A 22,137-nucleotide genomic window follows, 5' to 3' on the forward strand; every position below is an offset into this window, starting at 1 on the left:
GATGCGTTTCGCCATGACCGAACGGGACGCGGCTCTCGCCGAGGCCGCCGGTGAGGTGCTGGCCAAGCAGTCCGGCGCCGAGCAGATCCGGGCCGGATGGCCGGGGGGCCGCGCCGAGAGCGTCGACGCCGTGTGGCGCACCCTGGCCGGAGTCGGTGTCACCGGCGCGCTGGTCGCGGAGAGCGCGGACGGCCTCGGTCTCGGCCTCGACGAGAACGCGCTGCCGCCGCTGATGGAGGCCCTGGGCCGCTGTGGCCTGCCGGTCCCCGCCGCCGAGACGGTGGCCGTGGGCGCCCCCCTGCTCGCCGCTGCGGGCGCGCCCCGACTCCCGTCCGTCATCAGCGGATCGGACCTGCTCACGGTGTCCTTCACCCCCGATGCTCCGGTCCCCTTCGCCGCACGCGCCGAGTTGATCGCCGTGGCGGACAAGGACCAGCTGTGCCTGTACACGCGGGACGAGGTGGAGACCGAGCCTGTCGAATCGGTCGACGGCTCCCGGCGGTCGGCCAGGGTCCGGGTTCCGGCGGGCGGTGGGCTGTTGCTGGCCGAGGGGCCCGCCGAGCTGGCCGTCGCCTACCGGCGCGGGGTGCTGGCCACGGCCGCTCTGCTGGTCGGGCTCTGCGGGCGAATGCTCGAACTGACCGTGACGCATGTCCGGGAGCGGCACCAGTTCGGCGTACCGGTCGGGTCGTTCCAGGCGGTCAAGCACGCCCTGGCCGATGTGGAGCTGGCGGTGCGGTTCGCCCGGCCGGCGGTCCTCGCGGCGGGCTGGGCACAGGCGGCCCGGGATCCGGAGGCCGCCGTACGGACGTCGATGGCGAAGGTGCTCGCGTCGGAGGCGGCCAGGAAGACGGCCCGTACGGCGATCCAGTGCCACGGCGCCATCGGGTACACCACCGAGTACGACCTCCATCTGTACGCCAAGCGGGCCTGGGCACTGGCCGCGGACTGGGGCGGGCCCGCGGAGCACCGGGAGTTCATCGCACGGCGGCTGGGACTCGCCGGGTCGGCCGGCCATGTCAGCGAAGGGGCGGGAACGTGAGCGGAATCTGTCGGGACCGGGTCGTCGTCGTCACCGGAGGAGGGCAGGGCCTGGGGCGCGAGCATGCCCTCGCGCTGGCGGCCGAGGGAGCGCGGGTCGTGGTCAACGACCTGGGTGAGGCGGCGAAAGCCGTGGCCGAGGAGATCGGGGCCGCCGGTGGCACCGCTGTCGCCGACCTTGGCGACGTCAGCGACTGGGGTTACGCGGAGCGGCTGATCGGTCGGGCGGTCGACGAGTTCGGCGGATTGCACGCGCTGGTGAACAACGCGGGCATCAACCGCGACCGGATGCTGGTCTCCATGACCGAGGCGGACTGGGACCTGGTCGTGAAGGTCGACCTCAAAGGGCACGCGGCACCGCTGCGCCACGCTGCCGCGTACTGGCGGGAGCTGAGCAAACAGGGTCGGCCGGTGGACGCCAGGATCGTCAACACCAGCTCGGGCGCCGGGCTGTCGGGCAGCGTCGGTCAGGGCAACTACGGCGCCGCGAAGGCGGGTATCGCGGCACTCACCGTGATCGCCGCCGCCGAACTGGCCCGGTACGGCGTCACCGTGAACGCGATCGCGCCCTCCGCCCGTACCCCGATGACCGAGGCGGTCGAGGCGTTCGCCGAGCAGATGCGGGCACCGGAATCCGGCTTCGACGCCCCGCACCCCGGCAACGTCTCACCGCTGGTGGTGTGGCTGGCCTCGGCCGGGTCGGGCGACGTCACCGGCCGCGTCTTCGAGATCGAGGGCGGCATGATCGGCGTCGCCGACGGCTGGCAGCACGGCCCGCAGCGGGTCCGCGACCGCCGCTGGACTCCGGCCGAGATCGGCCCGGCGGTACGTGACTTGCTCACCGAAGCGCCCGCGCCCGCGCCGGTGTACGGCACCTGAGCACCCGACCTGCGGATACGCGGCCCGGACACTCAACCGCTGGGCCGCCTCTCCGTGCATGGAGGGGAGGGCGCGCGGCGATACGCGCACTGCTCACCGGATCACCCCCAGCCGCCGGGCCGCCCCTCCGATGTGCGGGAGCCAGTGCGTGCGGGAGGGTTCGGACCGGCCCCTCCCGTGTCGCCCCGTGGGCCGAACCGGCGACCCCGCACGGCCCGCCGCCGGTGACCCGGCGGCCTAGCCACCGAGCCACCGGACCACCGGCGGTCACCTCAGCGGCCGGTGCGGATCAGCCCCGTCAGATAGCGCCACAGCGACGAACGCTGCCGGGCCGACGGGTCCGGCAGTTCCGTCTCGGCCGACGGGCCCGCCTGGTCGTACGCCAGGCGTCGCTCGGGCAACGGGGCGAGTTCGTACCGGACGGGCAGTGACCGCAGTCCGCGCATGAACGGTGAGGAGCGCCATGGCAGTTGGTCGACGGGGAGGGCGAGGTCCAGGTGGGAGAACCGCTCGAACAGCCGGTCCACGCCGACCGACGCGACCGTCGACGCGAGCTCGCGCGCCGGGCACTGGCGCGGGCCGGCGCCCCAGGAGAGGTGCGCCCGGGTGCTGACCGTGGTGCTCGGGCACACGTTCTCGGCGAAGAGGGGGTCGGCGTGCGCCGCGGCGGAGGAGACCCACACCGGGTCGCCAGCCCGGATCGTGTAGTTGCCCAGCACGGCGTCCCTGGCCGCGAAGCGGGGCACGAAGTTGACCAGCGGCGGCTTGCGCATGACGACCCGGTTCATGGTCTCCCGGACCATCCCGGCGGACAGGCTGGCCCGTACCCCGCCCTCGCCCGAGATGACCTCGACCACCGTGTTGGAGACGAGGATGCCGACGTGGTCGGAGGTCATGCCCAGCAGCATGAACAGCTCGCGGGCCAGTTCGTCGAGGGAGAGACCCGGGTGCGCGGCTATCAGGTACGACGGGAAGTCGTCCCCGGGCTTGTCCAGTTTCACCGCCGCGAGTTGGGCCAGGGTCGCGAGCAGCCGCTCCAGGGCGGGCTCCGCGTCCGGGCCGGCGTCCAGTACCCGCCACATGTCCATCAGGGCGTCGTCGCCCTGCGAACCGGGGAAGCCCAGCAGACGGCTGGCGACCATCAGCGGAAGAGGCCGGGAGAACTGGGCGGACAGATCCGCCAGGCCCGTGCCGCCGCCCTGGCCCATCAGGCTGATCAGTTCGTCGGCGTACTCGGTGACGGCCCTCTTGAGCCGCTTCGCCTGCGGATGGGCCGGATCCTGGAACGGCTTCAGCGCCACGTCCCACGCCGCCCGCAACGGCCGGTAGCCGGGGCCGCCCTGGATCAGCACATGGTTGACCTCGAGGGACGGTCCGAGCGGCCAGTCGGACGGCACTCTGCCCTCCGAGCGGGCCCGCCACTTCTCGAGTCCCTTCGGCCATCCGTCGTCGTCCTGGAGTACCTGGAGCGACTCCTTGTAGCCGAGGACCAGCCAGGCGGGCACGCCCAGCAGGTCGACCGGTGCGACGGGGCCGTGCCGCTGCCGCAGCCGTTCGTACACGAGCGCGGGACGCGTCTCGTAGTCCCTGGTCAGCAACGGTTCAGGGCTCATCTCCTCCAGCCGTGTGTCGTCCAGGTCCACGGATCCGCCGTCGCCCCACTGGGATTTCATCTACGCGCCGCCCCTCCAACACTCCCCGTACCGGCGCACGTTCAGCCGGTAGTTGGAAACGGTGGGGACCCTACCGCAGGGGGTACGGCGGAGTAACAACGGGGGCGCAACTCACAGGTGCGAACCCGCCGAAGACGGCTTGCACGTGGCCTCCGCGAGGTCTCCACACGGTCTCCACGCGCGGGCTCTCAGGCCGCTGTGTATCCGAGCTGGCGCCTCATGTAGGGGGTCAGGAGGGTCTTGGCCTTGGCCAGGGTGGCGGTGCGGCCTCCGAGAACCGCGGTCTCGCCGCCGGGCACGGGCACCATCGTCACTCCGTCGGCGGGGCCGAACGGCACGACGAGCGGGGTGCGGTGGATCGGACGGTAGAAGCGCGGACGCCTGCGATGCCTGCCCGAACTCTGGAGGTAGGCACGGATGTTGTGCAGCGCGAGGTCCGCCTGGGCGACTGCGACAGGGGTGATCTTGAGTTCGCTGACGTCGTTCACGTCGCCGACCGCGAACACGTCCGGCCATCCCTCGACCCGGAGCGTGCGGTCGACCCGCACATGGCCGGAGTCGTTCAGCCAGTCGCTGTGGCCGGCCATGCGCAGCCAGAACGTGTTGGGTGTGGTGCCCGTGGCCCAGAAGGAGCGGTCGGCCTCGATGACGTTGCCGCCGGCGTCGCGGTAGGTGCCGAAGTCGTTGCCGGGCGACATGAAGGCGTTGAGCCGGACCTCCACGTCATGGGACTCCAGCCAGGCACGGGCCCTCTTCCCCGCGCGTGCGCTGCCCGTGGCGTGGAGCAGCGTCGGCCCCGAGTGGGCGAGGGTGACGCGGGCGCCGGGCCGGGCCAGGCGGATCTCGGCGGCGAGTTCGACGCCGGAGGGCCCGCCGCCGACGACGAGGAGATGATCCGCGGCGGCGATGTTCCGCTGGTGCTCGGCGAACGACTGGGCCGCCTCCTCGACAGTGGTGCCGTTGAACCGGGCCGGTTCCGGGTAGTCGGCGCCGGTGGCGATCACCACCACGTCGTACGGGAGTCGCTCGCCCGAGGCGAGGACCACCTGCCGCTCGGCGGTGTCGATACGGACCGCCTTGCCCACGGCGATCCGGCCCTTGCGCAGCAGTCGGTCGTACGGGATGAACGGAGTGACCGTCCATTCGGGGTGCACGCCCGCCCGCAGGGAGGCAATACGGTGGAAGAAGACGTCCTTGCGGTCCACCAGGGTGACCCGCGCCGTCTCGTCCAGTCGTCGCGCCAGCCGTACTCCCGCATAGCCGCCGCCGATCACCACTACGTCGCCGTCGTGCACGCCGAGTCTCCTGTGCCTGTGGGGGGACGAGCACCGGGGCGTGGGGGCCGTCGGACACTCGACTGACGCCGAGCCTAGCGCTTGAAACTTAAAGAGCCTATGAACTTCCGTGTGCATTCTGTGAAGTGACGGCGCGGGCGGCTGTTCTCGCGCCGCCCGCCGCGAACTCGCCGTTCCGCGCGGCGAACGCGCGGGCGCGGCCGGGTACCGGCCACCGTTGCCCCCCGATCCGGCGTAAGTATGGTGACCCCGTGAAGGCGCTGTTGTTGCCCAGTGAGCAGAAAGGTTCCACCAGGTGAGCTCCAGGATCCAGCCGACCGCCCAGGTCGACGAGACAGCCACGATCGGCGACGGGACGACGGTCTGGGATCTGGCCCAGATACGGGAGGACGCCCGGCTGGGCACCGGGTGCATCGTGGGCCGGGGAGCCTATGTCGGTCCGGGAGTGCGGATCGGCGACAACGTGAAGCTCCAGAACTACGCGCTGGTCTACGAGCCCGCGGTGCTCGGCGACGGGGTCTTCGTCGGCCCGGCGGCGGTCTTCACCAACGACTACTTCCCGCGCTCGGTGGACCCGGAGGGCCGGCTGAAGCGCGGGGGCGACTGGGAGGCCGTCGCGGTGGTCGTCGCCGAGGGGGCGTCCGTGGGAGCCCGTTCGGTGTGTGTGGCGCCGGTGCGCATCGGCCGCTGGGCGCTGGTCGCGGCGGGCGCCGTGGTGACCCGGGACGTGCCGGACTTCGCCCTCGTAGTCGGCGTACCGGCGCGCAGGATCGGCTGGGTCGGCCGGGCGGGCGTACGGCTCGGCGAGCGGGCAGGCGAGCCGGGCGTGTGGGAGTGCCCCGAAACAGGCGCGCTGTACGACGAGAAGGACGGCGAACTCGTCGAGCGCGCGTAACTTTTCCGTCTCACAAAACGCAAATCTTCGAACATCTACAGGCATAACATGTGTGCGAAGTATGCAGAGCAAGCACAATGAGCACACTGACCAGTGCCCAGGGGGGGTTACCGGGTGGATACGCCTGTGCCAAAAGCGAGGAGCGACAACCGCTCCGCCGCCGCATGGCTGATTTCTGACGCCTGACGCCTGATTTCTGACGCCTGGCGTCCGAATCTCCGCCGTCCGACGTCCATCGTCCGACGTTTGCTTCCGCCGCGTGCCCATCCGTGCCGCGGCGGTCACCAGTCTGTTCACCACAGGACCCACAGGGGGGTTGGTGTGCCCAAACCATGACCACAACACGTCTGGCAGCGCTCGGTCGTGAGGAACCGCCGCTGCACGCACTGGCCCAACGCCTCCTCGCCGTCGCCGAGGCGGGGCTTCCGTCGATGCTGCTTCCCGGCGGCGAGGCCTTCGTCTTCACCATGGCCGGGCGGGAAACGCCCGGCGGTTCCTGGACCCTGGAGCGGCGCGGGACCAGCACCCGGTACGCGGCCATCACCGTGCTGGGCGCCCAGTTCCTCCCCGAGGACCGCCAGCGTGCGGTGCTCGGCGGGCACACGGCCCAGGAGTTCACGGGCCTGCTGGTCCAGTCGCTGCCCACGGTGACCAACCTCGGTGACGCGGCGCTGATCGCCTGGGCCGCCGCCGAGACCGACCATCCCAAGCTGTCCGACGCCCTCGCACGGCTGGACGCCCTGGACGACGAGGGCCGGCCGCAGTACACCGTCGAGGCGGCATGGGTGCTGTCGGCGCTCGCGGCGGCTCGCAGCACGATGGATGTGGAGAGACGTTTCTCCGCAGCCCGGGACCGTCTTCTGCGGGCCCGGATCGGGAACAGTCCGTTGTTCCCGCACGCCACCGGGCCCGGCCTGGTGCCCTGGTACCGGTCACATGTGAGCTGCTTCGCCGACCAGACGTACCCGCTCCAGGCCCTGGCCCGCGCCCACGCGAGCGGCGACGGGGCCGGCGACCCGGAGGCACTGGCCGCCTCCGAGGCGTGCGCGGCCCGTATCTGCGAACTGCAGGGCGACGGCGGGCAGTGGTGGTGGCACTACGACGCGCGCACCGGCGGTGTCGTGGAGGGCTACCCCGTCTACAGCGTCCACCAGCACGCGATGGCGCCGACCGCCCTGTTCGATCTGACCGACGCCGGCGGCAGTGACTTCGGCGCGGCGATCCGCAAGGGCCTGCGCTGGATGACCGACGTGCCCGAACTGGCCGCCGGGAACGAGGAGCCCATGATCCTCGACGAGCTCGGCGTCACCTGGCGCAAGGTCTACCGGGGGGACCCGAAGAAGGCGGTGCGCGCCGCCCGGGGACTCGGCACCCGAGTCGCTCCGAACCTCCGGCTCAAGGCCCTGGACCGGATGTACCAGCCCGTCTCCGTGGACCGCGAATGCCGGCCGTACGAGTTCGGCTGGATGCTCCACGCCTGGCTGGGGAGACGGATATGACCGAGCGCCGGACCCTGTTCGGGGTCGAGCTGGACCCGCTGACCATGGACGAGACCGTCGAGCGCTGCCTCGAAGCCGTCCGTGACGACAGACAGCTGGAGATCGGCGTCGTCAACGCCGCGAAGCTGGTGAACATGCGGCGCGACCGGCGGCTCGCCGACGCCGTGTCCGGCTGCGATCTCGTCGTCGCCGACGGACAGGCCGTGGTCTGGGCCGGCCGGGTGCTGCGCGCCCCGCTGCCGGAACGGGTCGCCGGTATCGACCTGTTCCTGCGGCTGCTGGCCGAGGCCGAGTCGGCGGGCATCTCCGTGTACTTCCTCGGCGCCAAGGAAGAGGTGCTGGAGGAGATGCTGCGCCGGGTGGCCGACCGCTTCCCCGGTCTGAAGGTGGCCGGCAGCCGCAACGGCTACTTCGACGACTCCCAGCAGGAGGCCATCGCCGGCGCGATCGCCGACAGCGGCGCCCGGATGCTGTTCCTCGGCATGACCTCGCCGAAGAAGGAGATCTTCACCGCCGCGTACGGCGAACGCACCGGAGCCCGCGTCGTGCACGGCGTCGGCGGCTCCTTCGACATCCTCGCGGGGATCACCAAGCGGGCCCCCGAGACCTGGCAGCGGCTGGGAGTCGAGTGGCTCTACCGTGCGCTGCAGGAGCCGCGCCGCCTGGGCCGGCGCTACCTCACCACCAATGCTGCCTTCGTCCTCATGACGGCGCGGGAGTTCATCCGGCCCACCCCGTCACCCGCTACCGCGAACAGGAGCCACTGATGCGCGTCGTCGTGGTCGGACAGGGATACGTCGGTCTGCCGCTTGCCATCCGCGCCGCCGAGGTCGGACACGAGGTGATCGGCTACGACGTCGACTCCCGGCGCGTCAAGACCCTCGCCGCCGGTGAGTCGTTCGTCGAGGACGTGTCCTCCGAGCGGATCCGCGCGGCACTGGACAACGGCTCGTACCGCCCGAGCGAAGCGGCCCGTGACTGCGGCGGTTTCGACATGGCCGTGGTGACCGTCCCGACTCCTCTGCACGAGGGCACTCCGGACCTGCGGTACATCAGGGACTCGGCGGTCACCCTTGCCCGGTATCTGCGCCCCGGAGCGACCGTCGTCCTGGAGTCGACGACGTATCCCGGCACCACCCAGGAGCTGTTCGCGCCGATCCTGGAGGACGGCTCGGGTCTGACCGCGGGCACCGACTTCCACCTCGGGTACAGCCCGGAGCGGATCGACCCCGGAAACGCCGTCTGGGGCTTCAAGGAGACCCCGAAGGTCGTCTCCGGCGTCAACGATGCCTCCCTCAAGGCGGTTCAGGACTTCTACGCGCAACTCGTCGACACCACCGTGCCGGTGAGCTCGCCGAAGGAGGCCGAGCTCGCCAAGCTCCTGGAGAACACCTTCCGGCATGTGAACATCGCGCTGGTCAACGAGATCGCGATGTTCGCCCACCATCTGGACATCGACGTCTGGCAGGCCATCGACGCGGCGTCCACCAAGCCGTTCGGCTTCATGAAGTTCACGCCCGGACCCGGTGTCGGCGGCCACTGCCTGCCGATCGACCCCTCCTACCTGTCCTGGCGGGTGCAGCGTGAACTCGGCCAGAGCTTCCGCTTCGTGGAGCTGGCCAACGACATCAACAACCACATGCCCGAGTACGTGGCGCGCCGGATCAGTGACCTGTTCAACGAGAGACGCCGTTCCGTGAACGGCTCGCGCATCCTGCTGCTCGGCCTGGCGTACAAGAAGAACACCAGCGACGCCCGCGAGTCGCCGTCCCTGCGTATCTCCCAGCTCCTGCTCGACATGGGGGCCCAGGTCAGGGCGGCCGATCCGCACGTGGTCGAGGGTCTGCCGGTGGACAGCCGCCTGGTGCGGGTCGAACTGACCCCGGACGAGCTGGCGGCCGCCGACGTGGTGGTCCTGCTCACCGACCACGACAGCTTCGACTACGAACTCGTGACCGAACACGCCCCCTTCGTCCTCGACTGCCGCCGCCGGCTGTCGGCGGGGCCCACGATCGAGGTGCTCTGAGCCATGCCTCGAATCGTCTGTGTCGCCGGGGCCCGCCCCAACTACATGAAGATCAAACCGGTGATGGACGCCCTGGAACGCCGGGGCGCCGAGGTCGTCCTCGTCCACACCGGTCAGCACTACGACCCGGCCATGAACGACGTGTTCTTCGCCGACCTCGGCATCCGTCCGCCCGACCGCTTCCTGGGGGTCGGTTCGGGCAGCCACGCCGAGCAGACCGGACGCGTGATGACCGCGTTCGAGCCGCTCCTCGACGAGGTGTCCCCGGACATCGTCGTGGTGGTCGGGGACATCAACTCCACCCTGGCCTGCGCCCTGGTCACCGCGAAGGCCGGGCCGCTGCTCGCCCACGTCGAGTCGGGTCTGCGCAGCCGCGACTGGAGCATGCCGGAGGAGGTCAACCGCGTCGCCACCGACCGGGTCAGCGACTATCTGCTGGCCCCCTCCCCCGACGCCGTCGAGAACCTGCGCGCGGAGGGGTACCGGGACGACCAGATCCACCTGGTCGGCAACGTCATGATCGACACGTTGCTGGCCAACCTGGAGCGGGCCAGGGCCTCGTCCGTCCTGGACGAACTCGGCCTGGCGAAGGGCGAGTACGGCCTCGTCACCCTCCACCGGCCGGCCAACGTGGACGACCCCGCGGTGCTCACCGGCCTGCTGAAGGCCCTCGGGGAGATCGCCGGCCGCCTTCCGCTCGTACTGCCCGTGCACCCGCGCGCGTCGCAGCGGCTGGCCGAGATCGGCGTCCCCGGGGGCATCCGGCTCGTACCGCCCGCCGGATACCTGGACTTCATCGCCCTGCAGGACTCCGCCCGCGTCGTACTGACCGACTCCGGCGGCATCCAGGAGGAGACCACCGCGCTGGGCGTGCCCTGTGTGACCCTGCGGGACAACACCGAGCGGCCCATCACCGTCGAGCAGGGCACCAATGTGCTGGCCGGCCGGGATCCGGCACGGATCGTGTCCACCGTGAACCGGGTTCTGGACGCTCCGCCCGCGCCGCGCAGACCAGAACTGTGGGACGGCCACGCGAGCGACCGCATCGCGGACGTGCTGCTGGAGGGGGGCACCGCGAACACCCGGCGGAGACCGACCGACCTGCCGAGAACCAAGGATCGAACATTCCCCATATGATCCGCTTGAAACACATGCTCGTAGAACATTTGGCCGCAAGGGGGGACCGCCATGGATCTCGCTGAGATCTTCCGGGTCATGCGCAGGCGCTGGTACGTCCTGCTGCCCGGACTGCTGCTGACGGCGGGGCTGGTGGCCGCCGTGGTGCTGCTGGTTCCGGTCACCTACCAGTCGCAGAGCACGGTGCAGCTTCTGAACTCCCCCAAGGCCACCGTCGCCTACGGAGGCAACCCCTTCCTGAGCACCCAGACATCGCTCACCGGCATGGCCGACAGCCTGGCCCGCAACCTCAACTCCGACGACTCCGTCCGGGAACTCAAGTCCCGTGGCGCCACCGGTACGTTCGAGGCCAAGATCGCCGACAACGCCCAGGGGCCGCTCATGTGGCTCACGGTCACCGGCACCGGCAAGGCCTCCGTCCTGGCCTCCGACCGCATTCTGACCGCGTACGCCAAGGACCGCCTGGAGCAGTTCCAGAAGCAACAGTCGGTCGAACCGAAGGCCATGATCCAGATGATGACGATCGTGGTCCCACAGCCCCCGATGGCGCAGACCAAGACCCGGCTCGAATACATGATCATGGCCGGAGGCGGGGGTCTGGTCCTGACCCTGGCCGCCTCCTTCTACGTGGAGGCACGCCGCCGGTCGCGCCCGCAGGCGCAGCCGGAAGAACCCGAGCAGCCGGCCGAGGACCCCGAACCGGCGGCCGAACCCCGTGTCACCGCTCCTCGGCCGTCGGCCGAGGAGTCGCCCGCGGAACGGACCATCGCCCTGCGGACGCCGCCCGCCTGGGCACGGTCCGCCGTGAACAGTCCCCCCGCGGAGCCGAGGACGGGACGGACCGCCACGGTCGTGGCACCCGCCGCCGAGCCGCTCGACGAGGAGTCGACTCATGGACAGCGTTCGCACACCGGACAGCGAGACCGCTGAACCGAGCGACACCCCCGCTCCGGCCGCCTCCCTGGGCGGAAAGGTCCGTTCGGCCGCGCGCTGGAGCCTGATCAACACCGTCGTGATGCGGCTGGGCAACTTCGCGACCGGCATCCTGCTGGCGCGCTTCGCCCTCGGGCCGGCGGAGTGGGGGGTCTACGGCATCTCCCAGACCGTGCTGCTGGTCCTATTGTCCGCGAACGAACTGGGCGTGGGCCTGGCCATCGTGCGCTGGGAGGGCGACGCACGGCGGTTCGCGCCGACCGTGCTGACCCTCAGCGCCCTCTCCAGCAGCGCGCTGTACGTGGCGCTGTTCGCGGCGGCGCCGACGGTGGCGGGCCTGCTCGGCTCGCCGGACGCCGCGGGCGTGCTGAGGGTGATGTGCCTGTGCGTGGTGATCGACGGGATCGCACAGGTACCGGCCGGCTTCCTCACCCGTGAGTTCGCCCAGGGCAAGCGGATGATCATCGACGGGCTCAACTTCGTGGCCAGCACGGCGGTGACGCTGCTGCTGGCCTTCGAGGGCTGGGGCGCGATGAGCTTCGCCTGGGGAGCCGTGGCGGGGAACGTCGTGGCACTGGTCGGCTGCGGGCTGGCGGCTCCGGGCACCCTGAAGTTCGGCTGGGACCCCGATCAGGCCCGGGCGCTTCTCAGGTTCGGGCTCCCGCTGGCGGGGGCGAGCATGCTGGCCCTCGCGGTGGTCAACGTCGACACCATGGTGGTGGGCGCGACGCTGGGCAACGTCGCTCTGGGCTTCTACGTCCTCGCCTTCAACATGTCCGGCTGGCCCGTGCGGATCATCTCGGAGGCCGCCCGCCGGGTCTCCTTCGCCGGCTTCTCCCGCCTGGCGGACTCGCCGCAGGCGCTCGCCCAGGGCTTCAGCCGGGCACTGGGTGTGGTGATCACCGGCACCGTCCCGCTCTGCGTCCTGCTCGCCTGCCTGGCCGAGCCGGCCATCGTGACGATCTACGGAGACCAGTGGGGCCCCGCCGCCGCGGCACTGCCCTGGCTGATGGTCCTCGGCCTGATCCGCATCGGCAGCGAACTCGCCTACGACTGTCTGGTCGCGATCGGACAGCGCCGGTCGCTCTTCCTGGTGCAGGGTCTGTGGTTGGCCGCGCTGGTCCCGGTACTGCTCGTCGCCGCCCGGCTCAACGGCATCGTGGGCGTCTCGCAGGCCCATGTCCTGGTCGCCGGCGGCATGGTGGTGCCCGTGTTCCTGGTCGCCCTCAGCCGTGGCGGCATCGGTGTCGGCCGGGTCGTCCAGGCCTGCGCCTGGCCCTTCTTCGGCGGTGCCGTGATGGCCGGGATCGTCCTCGGCCTGCAGCGCCTGTTCGGCGACGGACGGATCGCCCTTCTCGCCATCAGCGCGATCGCCCTGGCCGGTTACACGCTGTGCGTCCTGCCCAGCCGCGACTTCCTGCGCGGCGTCGGCCGCGGCGACCGGTCCCACCACGGCCGGCACCGGTCCTCGGCACCGGGTCGGCCCACCCAGAAGGACCTGAGGTGAACCTGATGTCACGGCGTATCAGCCGGAACTCCCTCACGGGACTGCTTCTCGCGGCCCTGCTGGCGGTACTGGGCGCGGCCTGCTCCGGATCGGAGCAGGCCGCGTTGCCGGACTGCCCGGACGAGGCGCTGACCTGCCCTGCGGGCGGGTCCTCGGCGGCACCGAGCGCCGCTCCGTCGACCACGGTCGGCGAGGCGACGGGCCGCCCCTCCGCGACGGCGTCCCCGACGGGAACGCCCACTGCCTCGGCGAAGCCCACCCCGACGGGGACACCCGCCACGGCAGCGGGCGCCGGCGCTTCGTCGAACCCACCCGCGGCCCGAGCCAAATGCGCCTCCCCCGGTGACTGCGGCTTCCCCGACGCCGACACCACCGGTCCGCGGGTACCACTGACACCCCACAAGACCGGGTACATGGCGGTCCGCACCGACGGGCAGGTCATCCGGGGCTGGGACATCACCGGCTCGCTCGACATCTACGCGAACAACGTCACCGTCATCGACACCAAGATCACCTCGGACAACTGGTGGGGCATCAACCTGCGCCCCGGATACAGCGGTCTGCGCGTCCTGCACTCCACCATCACGGCCGTACCCGGCAAGGGCCCGGACAACGGCGGCGTGGACTACGCGGTGTCGAACATGGGGGGCAGCTCCATAGAGGTCGGCTGGTGCGACGTCTCGGTGTTCGGCGACGCCCTGTCGATGGGGCAGGGGAACCTGCACGACAACTACGTGCACGACATCGTCCCGTTCATCAACCTGGGCGGCGAGTGGCAGCACACCAACACGGTGATCAGCGGCGGCGGCAACACCGGGCACCTGATCATCCGCCACAACACCCTGCTGAACCCGACCGGCCTCAAGCAGGGTGCCTCGGGCAGCATCGGCCTGTTCGCCGACACCGGGGTGGTCCGCAACGTCACCGTGGACGACAACTGGATAGCCGGCGGCGCGTACGCCCTGTACGGCGGCTCCACCGGCGCCACCGGGATCAGGGTCACCGACAACGTCTTCTCGACGGAGTACCACCCCGGGTCCGGTGGCTACGGCGTGGTCGCCCACTGGAACGCGGGCGGTGCCGGGAACGTGTGGAGCAACAACCGGATGTCCGACGGCCGCCTGGTCACGCCGGAGCCGTCGTCGTGAGCGGGGTCGTGCGCCGGGTCGCACGGGCGCCCTGGACCCTGCTCAAGGCGTTGTTCGGCTGGCTGGTGCTCTTCGAGGTCAGGAACAAGGTCCTGCTGGCCCCCACCGCGGTGCGGCTGCGCCGGATCGAGGACGCCGAGACCCGGCGGCTGGCCGCGGGCCTGCCGTCACCGCCCTCGGCGCTGGTCGCCACGGTGATCGCCACCCACCGGCGCCCCGAGGCGCTGCGTGCCGCGGTGCGCTCGGCTCTGGACCAGACGGTTCGCGATCAGGTCGTCATCGTGGTCGACGACGGCGCCGGTCTGACCGAACTCCCTGACGACCCTAGGCTGTTCGCGGTCTCCCTGGCGGCCAACACCGGGGTCGCGGGAGTGGTGCGCAATGTGGGCATCCGCCTCAGCCGCTCGCGGTACGTGGCGTTCCTGGACGACGACAACCTGTGGGAACCCGACCATCTGGAGCGCACTCTGGCGTTCCTTGAGGCTTCCGACGGGCCCGACGGCGTCTACACGGCACTGCGCCGCGTGCTGCCCGACGGCAGCGAGAAGGACGTCCTGTCGGTGCCCTACGACCGGCGCAGGGCGGCCCGCGAGTCCTTCCTGGACACCAACGCCTTCGTCGCCCGCCGTGATCGCTCCCTGCGCTTCAGCCGGCTGCGCCGGACACCGGAGGTGATGCCCCGCGAGGACTGGGAGCTGATCCACCGGTACGCGCGCGGGCACCGGGTGCTCCACGTGCCCCATCCCACCGTCCGCTATCTGGTGAACCCGGCCAGCTTCTACACCCAGTGGTGACGGCGGGATGAACCGACCCTGCTCTCCCGACCGTCTCCCCGCCGACCCTTACTCCGCCGGCCACTACTCCGCCGGCCGTTGCTCCTCTCCCGTTCCGAACACAGGTGGTTGATCCCATGCCCCGCTCCCGCGCCCTCAGGAACAAGTTCGTCGACGCGCCCGGATCGCTGGGCGAACGCATGCGCGTCGCCCGCTGGGAGCGGTTCCGGCGCTGCTTCCCCGGCATCGAGAACATGAGCGTCCTCGACCTGGGCGGAACGGCCGAGATGTGGCTGCGCGCACCGGTGCGCGCCAAGCACGTCCACCTGATCAACCTGGAGGAGCACCCCGCCGAACTCCCGGACTGGATCAGCGCGGAGGTCGCCGACGTCACCGACGAGGCGGTCGCGGCCGAGCTGAGTGCCAAGGGCGGTTACGACCTGGTGTTCTCCAACTCGACCATCGAGCACGTGGGCGGCCACAGCCAGCGCCGCAAGTTCGTCTCGGCCGTGGAGACTTTGGCGCCGCTGCACTGGATCCAGACGCCGTACCGCTACTTCCCCGTCGAGCCCCACTTCGTGGCGCCCGGCTTCCAGTTCCTGCCGCTGGCCGCCAGGGCCCGTCTCGTACGGCGCTGGCCGCTCGTCCACAGCCGCCCCGACAGCCCGGAGTCGGCGATGGACGCGGTGATCAACATCGAGCTGCTGACCCGCACCGAAATGCGCTACCTGTTCCCCAGGTCGGTGCTGCTCAGCGAGCGGGTGCTCGGTGCCCCGAAGTCACTCATAGCCGTCAGAACGGAGCCCGTATGCTGAACAACCTGGTCAACAGACATGACGCGGACCGGTTACTGCGCAAGGTGCGGCGGTTGGAACTCGACCCGGTACTCGCCAAGTTACGGGTGCGGGGCGGCGCGCGAGTGGTCCAGCACTGGTCCCGGGTCGACCCGTCGCTGACGGAATGGTGGGCGATACCGGCGGTCGTCAGACGCTGGAACCTGCTGATGACCGGCGATCCCGACACTTCCTTCCCCGAGTACGTGGCCGCCGAGCACTTCGCGCCGCGCACCGGTCTGCGCGGCCTGTCGCTCGGGTGCGGCACCGGCGGCAACGAGCTTCTCTGGGCGAAGACCGGCGCCTTCACCCTCCTGGTGGGCGTGGACGTGGCGCCGGAGCGCATCGATTTCGCCACCCGCGCCGCCGCCGAGCACGGTCTCGCCGACGTCCTGCGCTTCCGCGTCACCGACGTCAACCGGATGACCGCCGACGGGGAACGCTTCGACGTACTTCTCGGCCTGCAGTCACTGCACCATTTCGACGACCTCGACGCCGGCCTGCCGAGGCTCTCCCAACTCATCGAATCCGACGGCATGTTCGTGGTCGACGAGTTCGTCGGTCCCACCCGGTTCCAGTGGACCGACGGTCAACTGGACGCGGCAAACGTCATGTTGGCTCAGCTCCCCGAGGAGCGGCGGCGCCAGGCCGACGGCCGGATCAAGCACCGTGTCGTGCGGCCCAGCAGGATGTCGATGGTGCTGGACGACCCCTCGGAGGCGGTCGACGCGGCGGCGCTGCTGCCGGGCCTGCGACGCGAGTTCGACGTCGTCGAGGAACGGCCGTACGGGGGGACGGTGTTGCACATCGCGTTCTCGGGGATCGCGCACAACTTCCTTGACCAGGAGCCTGAGACGTCGGCTCTGCTGGAGCGGTGCTTCGCTTTGGAGGACGCGGTTCTTCCTGGTGTGGGGCACGATTTCGTCGCCATGGTTTGTCGGCCTCGGAGTGGTGCGGGGTAAGGGGGTGCCACGGGGGTGTCGGCCGAGTGCTGCGCCGTTGTGGCTTGTCGCGCAGTTCCCCGCGCCCCTATTACGGGCCCGGTGATTTCTTCAGGGCGCCCGGTGTTGCCAGCGCTTTTGCCGCCGCGCGGGCTGCCGGGCGGCCCAGGGCCGCGCGGGAGGTTTCCCGGAGGAGGACGGCTGTGCGGAAGGCCGCCGTGGCGAGGGGGCCGTGGCGTCTGCTGTACAGGCGGACGCGGTTGAGGGTGAGGATGGTCCAGAGGCGGGGGGACACCTGGGAGTCGCCGCCCAGGTGGACGGCCTCGGCTGTCGGCTCCAGTTGGGTGGCGTAGCCCAGGTCCCGCGCGCGCAGGCAGTACTCGGTCTCCTCCGAGTAGAGGAAGAAGGACTCGTCCCACAGGCCGCAGGCGGCCAGACAGTCCCCCGAGATGGCCATGAGCGCGCCGGTCGCCCAGTCCGCGCGCGTGGACCGCCGATACGCGGCGGGGTCGGTGACAAGCTCACTCAGGCGCGGGAAACGGCCGGCGCGGGTGTTTCCGATGAGGGCCTCGCCGAGCGCCCGGGTCACACTCGACTCGCGGCGCAGCGAGCGGTGGGGCGTGTCCCGGCCCTCTTCGTACAGGAGCGGTACGGCGATCCCGACACCGTCGCCGAGACTGTCCACGAGGCGTTTGGCGCAGCCCTCCCGCATCCGGATGTCGGGGTTGCAGATGAGCACGGCTCCGTACTCCCCGGCCGCGCCCAGCGCCGCGTTCACCCCGGCCGCGTACCCGGCGTTGCGGCCGGTCTGGACGACGGTGGCGTCGGGGGCCAGTGTCCGGAGCACCTCGACGGTGTCGTCGGCGGAGTCGTTGTCGGCGACGACGAGCCGCCAGTCGAGGCCGGCCATGCCGTCGGGAAGCGCGGCGAGGAACCCTGGAAGCACCGAGGCGCTGTTCCAGGTGACGACGATGACGGCGACGGGACTCATCGGGACTCCGCGAGTTGGGGGACCTGGGCCTCGGATGCCTTACGGGGTGCGGGGACCGGCACGGCTTCGTCCGCCGCCGCCGATGTCGCCGCCTCGGCCGCCTCGCGGCGGATGAAGCCGAGGTAGCTGCCGCCGGCGCCCAGGGTCAGGAAGAACATCCCGGCGTACATGGGGAAGCTGAGCGCGTCGAAGGTGGCGCTGATGACCAGGGCGACAAGCGCCGAGGCGAGGAACGCCTGTCCGAGTTCCCGGTCCGAGTCGTCGCGGGCGAGGCGGCGGATGGCGCCGCCGGTGTGTATCCCGGTGACGAACAGGGCGACCAGCGCGACCAGGCCCACGAAGCCCATCTCGGCCAGGGTCAGCATGTACTGGTTGTCGGTGAAGAAGTACAGGTCGGGGGTGAAGGTGCCGAAGCCGCGTCCGAACCAGGGGTGTTCGTCGAGATAGGGGACGATCGCGCCGTACTTCACGGTGCGGGCCTGGGTGCTGCTGTCGGAACCGGCGAAGAAGGTGGCGAACAGGTTGGTGATGGTGCCGATCAGCCCGGGAATGATCACCTTGAAGCCGGCCACCGAGCCCCCGATGATCCCGATCGCGGCCCAGCGGCGCCCCGGCTTCCAGCGGGGCACCATCACCAGGATCACGATGGCGGCGCCGATGATGGACGTCCTGGACACCGTCAGCGGAAGCGCGCCCGCCATGATCGCCACCGGGGCCCAGCGACGCAGCGCGCCCGCGTGACGGCGTACCGGATCGAACGCCTGGTGGACGGCGAAGGGAACCAGGATGGCCAGCATCCCGCCGAACTCCAGCGGGTGGGCCGTGGTGGAGCGCGGGCGGGTGAACGAGCCGCGGTCCATGGCGCTGATCCCGGCGGTGCTGGACTGCAGGCCGGGGATGTGGATGGAGTCGGCGATGTTGGTCGCCGCGAAGAAGTCGTAGTAGCCGATCAGGGCGACCACCGTGCCCAGGACGACGAGCCGGCGCATCAGCGTCTCCAGTCGGCTGCGCTCCTGGATGCCGGCCGAGGCGAGCACCACCAGCGCCACCCACACGCCGAGTCCGATGAGCCCCCGGTCGGCCCCGAGGACCTCCTCGTGCGAGCTGTCGCGGCCGGCGTCCGCGAGATACGACAGCAGCACGGCCATGGCGAGCAGACACATCGCCACGCGCGGCAGCCTGGTGCCCTCCGCGGGACGGATTCGGCCGCCGAGCCAGGTCGCGAGATACCAGAGAAGTCCCAGCAGGGCGAAGACGTTGGCGGGGGTGCCGACGCCGCCCAGCGCGGGCAGGGTGAGGTTCGACGGGACGAAGAAGGCGAGCACCAGATAGCCGGTGAGGATCGTCGTCGCGTCCAGCTTCCGCACCAGCAGGCCCCTGGGCGCCCGCTCGGGGGGCCGGACGCGGTGGCGCCGGGGAACGTATCCGGCGGTGGCGCGACCGCGCCTGCGGACCACCGCGACGCCCTCGGCCAGGATGGACAGCAGGAACGCGCTGACCATCCCGACGATGAGCACCGACGCGATGTTCTGGTACCGGGCCTTCGACTGCGAGACCGGTGTCTGCGGCAGGACGACCGGCGCGGCCTGCACGGAGTACTTCGCCGGCACCTTGGAGGCGGCCTGCAGGGCCTTCAGCTGCTCGCCTGTGAACCTGGTGAGGGTGGTGGTCTCCCGCAGTACCTTCGCCCGGTCGGTGCCGGTGACGCCCAGGGTGAGCAGCGGGCTGTCGGCCTCGGGCGCGAAGCCGACCGTGTACCGGTCGGTGACGCCTCGGGAGTGCAGTTCCTTGGCCGAGTCGCTCGACTGGAGTGTCCTGATGAGCACGTCGGCCGTGACGACCAGCGAACCGCCCGCGTTCGATATGGGGTTGCCGAAGGTGGGTGCCAGATCGGCGACCGCGGTGGAGTCGAGCAGGGTGACGGAACTCTGCGACTCGTAGGACACCGGGATGGTCCGGTACAGATATCCGCCCGTGAGAAGACTGAGCAGGGTGAGTGGCACCATGAAGTACCAACGCCTGCACATGATCGCCCAGATGTCGCCAAGGCTCATGACTTCTCCCCCCGGCCCGGTGCCGCGTGACCGGACGTCCGGGCTCCGGCCAAGCATAGGCCTCGTGATCTGGTGGCGATCCGCCCCCACGCCTGCGAGGATCGGTGCCGACGGAAGGAATCCCCGTGTCGCCCCGTGACGTCGCCGAAGCGCTGCTCCGCCGCTGGTACGTGCTTGTTCTCGCGCTTTTGCTGACGGCCGCCGGGGCCTACCCGGTGATCCGGCCGGCCCCGCAGTACCTGAGTTCGGCGGTCGTGGTCCTCAAACCGCCGGTGACGGGGAACCAGCCGAACCAGCTGACGAATCTCCAACCCCCGCTCGCCACCCTCTCGTACGGTGTCATCCAGCAGCTCGAATCGCCCGCCGGACGCAGGGAACTGAGCTCTGCGGGCGTCCGCGGGACGTACCAGCTGATCCCGCGCAACAGCGGCACCAGCGCGACGCCCGCCTATCTGATCCCCTCGTTGCAGGTACAGGCGCGGGCGGCCGACCCCGCCGAGGCCGACACCACGGTCCGCAACATCATCGGCGTCTACGCCAAGCACGTCGCGGACGTCCAGGAGGCGCAGGGGATCTCGGCGGGGGCGCGGATCAACGCCTCCGTCCTGGTCGCCCCGAGCGCGGCCCGGGTGCTGGGCACCAAGAGCCGCGCGCTGGCCGGTACGGCCCTGCTGGGTGCGACCGTCGCGCTCCTGAGCGCGCTGTGGTTCGACCAGTACGCGCTGCGCCGCAGGGACAGGAAGGGCGTCTCGCCGGATCCGCGTCAGCACCCCGGCGGGATTCCGGTGACGGGCTGAGCCCCGAAGGGGGCGCGAGGCGCCTCGGCGTCGGCCGGTCACGGTCTTCGGACTGAACGGGAGCATCAGATGCCGCGGCGCTTCCACGACTCCCACCAGAGCCACTCCCGCCCGCGTTCGGCCACTGCCGACCACACCAGCGGTTGCAGATACGGCATCGTCTTCGCTCCGATCCGCTGTCTGAGCCGCAGGGCGCGGTACTCGGACAGCGCCTCGTACTCGGGGAGGCACTCCTCGGCGAAGGCGACGAGTTCGTCGACCGGGACGACCTCGGTGCGCCCCCGGTCGTAGGCGCGGTAGGCGCGGCGCAGTGCGAAGCGGGCGAGGCGGGTGTGCACGGCCTCCGCGAGCCGGTCGGCCTGGGGCAGCAGGTCGGCGCACTTGTCGAGTACGGAGTCGTAGGCGACGAGGCGTTGGCGCAGGTCGTCGAGCTGGCCGCCGAAGTCGGTGGTGGACATGTTGTTGCCGTGGACGCGGTAGAAGGCCTGGTCGGCCCCGCGTACGTAGCCGACGTCGGCGCGGGCGGCGAGCCGCATCCACATCTCGATGTCGCCGGCGTGCGGAAGTTCGGGGTCGTAGCCGCCCACCTCGCGCTGCAGGCTGGTGCGGACGACGACCTCGGGTGAGGTGATGCAGCCGGTGCCTTCGCGGAACCGGCGGTCCAGCCACCAGTGTCCGGGGTAGACGGTCGAACCGGTGCCGCTCGTGCGGGCCCTGGGCAGCGGGCCGCCGTGCTGGAAGCGCAGGGGGCGGCCGTAGGCGAACCCGGCCTCCGGGTGGGCGTCGAGCAGGGCGGCGGAGCGTACCAGTGCGCCGGGGACCAGTCGGTCGTCGGCGGAGAGAAGTGCGACGTAGTCACCGTCGGCCCATTCGAGGAGGCCCTCGTTGTAGGTGGCGATGTGTCCCTTGTTGGTCTCGTGGACGCGGACCTGGATGCGTGAGTCGGCGGCGGCCAGTTTGAGCGCGGTCTCCGCCGAGTCGTCGGGAGAGGCGTCGTCGATGATGAGTACCCGGACGTCAACGCCGTCCTGCTCGTCGAGGACGCTGCTCACGCAGTCGGCGAGGAAATGACCGTACTTGTAGCACGGGATCACAACACTGACGGTACTCATCGGTTGGGAAAGCCAATCCCCGGCGGTGGAGGCGACCTTCACACCGTCGACCGAGCTGGAACTGCACACCACGTACACCGCGTCCGTCCAGGCCGAGGACCTGTGGGGCAACGCCATGACGGCCCCGGTGACGTGGTCGTTCACCACCAGCTCCACCCCGCCCGCGGTCACCTGCCCCTGCACGCTGTGGAACACCAGCACCGTGCCGGCCAGGACGGCCGTCACCGACGACCCCAACTCCCTCGAACTGGGCACCAGGTTCCAGTCCTCGGCGAGCGGCTGGGTCACCGGTGTCACCTTCTACAAGGGCGCCACGAACACCGGCACCCACACCGGCAGCCTCTGGTCCGCCGACGGCACGCTCCTCGCCTCCGGCACCTTCACCACCGAGTCCGCCTCCGGCTGGCAGACGATGACGTTCGCGACCCCGGTCGCGATCAGCGCCGACACGGCGTACGTCGTCTCCTACCACGCGCCCAACGGCAACTACGCGGTGGACGGCGGCTACTTCGCGTCGGCCCACAAGTCGTACCCGCTGACCGCCACCGCCGACATCAGCACGGCCCACAACGGGCTGTACCGGTACGGCAGTGACGTGGCCTT

General features: G+C 70.7%; 20 protein-coding genes. 15 read left to right on the forward strand and 5 right to left on the reverse strand.

The genetic code is table 11. The annotated features are described in order from the left end of the window. Nucleotides 1–13: 13 nt before the first annotated feature. Both STRTUCAR8_RS31310 and STRTUCAR8_RS31315 read left to right on the forward strand, forming a co-directional pair. Nucleotides 14–1,042, forward strand: coding sequence for an acyl-CoA dehydrogenase family protein (locus STRTUCAR8_RS31310; RefSeq protein ID WP_234372683.1), 1,029 nt, complete (start codon nt 14–16; stop codon nt 1,040–1,042). Then, entirely contained in the window at nt 1,039–1,920 is an 882-nt protein-coding gene (locus tag STRTUCAR8_RS31315) for an SDR family oxidoreductase (protein ID WP_006380183.1), read from the forward strand. The genes STRTUCAR8_RS31310 and STRTUCAR8_RS31315 overlap by 4 nt, the downstream gene beginning before the upstream one ends. A 272-nt stretch (nt 1,921–2,192) precedes the next feature. On the opposite strand, the gene STRTUCAR8_RS31320 is transcribed toward STRTUCAR8_RS31315, so the two are convergent. Beyond that, nucleotides 2,193–3,593: a cytochrome P450 gene (locus STRTUCAR8_RS31320; protein WP_044473212.1), complete on the reverse strand. Its 1,401-nt coding sequence runs from the start codon at nt 3,591–3,593 to the stop codon at nt 2,193–2,195. 188 nt (nt 3,594–3,781) lie between these two features. Further along, nucleotides 3,782–4,888 (reverse strand): NAD(P)/FAD-dependent oxidoreductase, encoded by a 1,107-nt coding sequence (locus STRTUCAR8_RS31325; protein ID WP_006380176.1) that lies wholly within the window; start codon nt 4,886–4,888, stop codon nt 3,782–3,784. Between the two features lie 295 nt (nt 4,889–5,183). Here STRTUCAR8_RS31325 and STRTUCAR8_RS31330 point away from each other — a divergent pair, with 295 nt between their 5' ends. The 11 genes from STRTUCAR8_RS31330 to STRTUCAR8_RS31380 all read left to right on the forward strand — a co-directional run bounded on the left by STRTUCAR8_RS31330 (nt 5,184) and on the right by STRTUCAR8_RS31380 (nt 16,601). Beyond that, nucleotides 5,184–5,783, forward strand: a complete 600-nt coding sequence (locus STRTUCAR8_RS31330; protein WP_006380186.1) for an acyltransferase — start codon at nt 5,184–5,186, stop codon at nt 5,781–5,783. Between the two features lie 332 nt (nt 5,784–6,115). Continuing rightward, nucleotides 6,116–7,282, forward strand: coding sequence for a hypothetical protein (locus tag STRTUCAR8_RS31335; RefSeq protein ID WP_006380163.1), 1,167 nt, complete (start codon nt 6,116–6,118; stop codon nt 7,280–7,282). Next, nucleotides 7,279–8,049: a WecB/TagA/CpsF family glycosyltransferase gene (locus tag STRTUCAR8_RS31340; protein WP_006380175.1), complete on the forward strand. Its 771-nt coding sequence runs from the start codon at nt 7,279–7,281 to the stop codon at nt 8,047–8,049. Before STRTUCAR8_RS31335 ends, STRTUCAR8_RS31340 begins: the two co-directional genes overlap by 4 nt. Next, entirely contained in the window at nt 8,049–9,308 is a 1,260-nt protein-coding gene (locus STRTUCAR8_RS31345; protein ID WP_006380150.1) for a nucleotide sugar dehydrogenase, read from the forward strand. Before STRTUCAR8_RS31340 ends, STRTUCAR8_RS31345 begins: the two co-directional genes overlap by 1 nt. 3 nt (nt 9,309–9,311) lie before the next feature. Next, the gene (wecB, locus tag STRTUCAR8_RS31350; RefSeq protein WP_006380167.1) at nt 9,312–10,445 is read left to right on the forward strand and encodes a non-hydrolyzing UDP-N-acetylglucosamine 2-epimerase; all 1,134 of its coding nucleotides are present in this window, start codon (nt 9,312–9,314) and stop codon (nt 10,443–10,445) included. Nucleotides 10,446–10,496: 51 nt separating this feature from the next. After that, a complete protein-coding gene (locus STRTUCAR8_RS31355; protein ID WP_006380152.1) occupies nt 10,497–11,375 on the forward strand; it encodes a YveK family protein in 879 nt (292 codons plus the stop codon). After that, on the forward strand, nt 11,338–12,885 hold the full coding sequence (locus STRTUCAR8_RS31360) for a lipopolysaccharide biosynthesis protein (RefSeq protein WP_006380147.1): 1,548 nt from the start codon (nt 11,338–11,340) through the stop codon (nt 12,883–12,885). The genes STRTUCAR8_RS31355 and STRTUCAR8_RS31360 overlap by 38 nt, the downstream gene beginning before the upstream one ends. Nucleotides 12,886–12,890: 5 nt before the next feature. Beyond that, the gene (locus STRTUCAR8_RS31365; protein ID WP_100247717.1) at nt 12,891–14,033 is read left to right on the forward strand and encodes a right-handed parallel beta-helix repeat-containing protein; all 1,143 of its coding nucleotides are present in this window, start codon (nt 12,891–12,893) and stop codon (nt 14,031–14,033) included. Continuing rightward, nucleotides 14,030–14,827 (forward strand): glycosyltransferase family 2 protein, encoded by a 798-nt coding sequence (locus STRTUCAR8_RS31370; RefSeq protein WP_006380170.1) that lies wholly within the window; start codon nt 14,030–14,032, stop codon nt 14,825–14,827. The genes STRTUCAR8_RS31365 and STRTUCAR8_RS31370 overlap by 4 nt, the downstream gene beginning before the upstream one ends. Nucleotides 14,828–14,943: 116 nt before the next feature. Next, entirely contained in the window at nt 14,944–15,621 is a 678-nt protein-coding gene (locus STRTUCAR8_RS31375) for a class I SAM-dependent methyltransferase (RefSeq protein ID WP_006380180.1), read from the forward strand. Beyond that, the gene (locus STRTUCAR8_RS31380; RefSeq protein WP_006380173.1) at nt 15,615–16,601 is read left to right on the forward strand and encodes a class I SAM-dependent methyltransferase; all 987 of its coding nucleotides are present in this window, start codon (nt 15,615–15,617) and stop codon (nt 16,599–16,601) included. The genes STRTUCAR8_RS31375 and STRTUCAR8_RS31380 overlap by 7 nt, the downstream gene beginning before the upstream one ends. Nucleotides 16,602–16,671: 70 nt before the next feature. On the opposite strand, the gene STRTUCAR8_RS31385 is transcribed toward STRTUCAR8_RS31380, so the two are convergent. Both STRTUCAR8_RS31385 and STRTUCAR8_RS31390 read right to left on the reverse strand, forming a co-directional pair. After that, the gene (locus tag STRTUCAR8_RS31385) at nt 16,672–17,571 is read right to left on the reverse strand and encodes a glycosyltransferase family 2 protein (protein ID WP_006380149.1); all 900 of its coding nucleotides are present in this window, start codon (nt 17,569–17,571) and stop codon (nt 16,672–16,674) included. Beyond that, a complete protein-coding gene (locus tag STRTUCAR8_RS31390; protein WP_006380179.1) occupies nt 17,568–19,625 on the reverse strand; it encodes an O-antigen ligase family protein in 2,058 nt (685 codons plus the stop codon). The genes STRTUCAR8_RS31385 and STRTUCAR8_RS31390 overlap by 4 nt, the downstream gene beginning before the upstream one ends. A gap of 125 nt (nt 19,626–19,750) precedes the next feature. On the opposite strand from STRTUCAR8_RS31390, the gene STRTUCAR8_RS31395 reads away from it, so the two are divergent. Beyond that, nucleotides 19,751–20,422, forward strand: coding sequence for a hypothetical protein (locus STRTUCAR8_RS31395; protein WP_006380166.1), 672 nt, complete (start codon nt 19,751–19,753; stop codon nt 20,420–20,422). Nucleotides 20,423–20,487: 65 nt separating this feature from the next. On the opposite strand, the gene STRTUCAR8_RS31400 is transcribed toward STRTUCAR8_RS31395, so the two are convergent. Then, entirely contained in the window at nt 20,488–21,516 is a 1,029-nt protein-coding gene (locus STRTUCAR8_RS31400) for a glycosyltransferase (RefSeq protein WP_234372684.1), read from the reverse strand. Nucleotides 21,517–21,559: 43 nt separating this feature from the next. Between STRTUCAR8_RS31400 and STRTUCAR8_RS31405 the strand changes: the two genes are divergently transcribed. Further along, the coding region (locus tag STRTUCAR8_RS31405; RefSeq protein ID WP_006380158.1) for a DUF4082 domain-containing protein at nt 21,560–22,137 on the forward strand (578 nt) is incomplete at its 3' end.

Source organism: Streptomyces turgidiscabies Car8 (assembly GCF_000331005.1).
Classification (GTDB): domain Bacteria; phylum Actinomycetota; class Actinomycetes; order Streptomycetales; family Streptomycetaceae; genus Streptomyces; species Streptomyces turgidiscabies.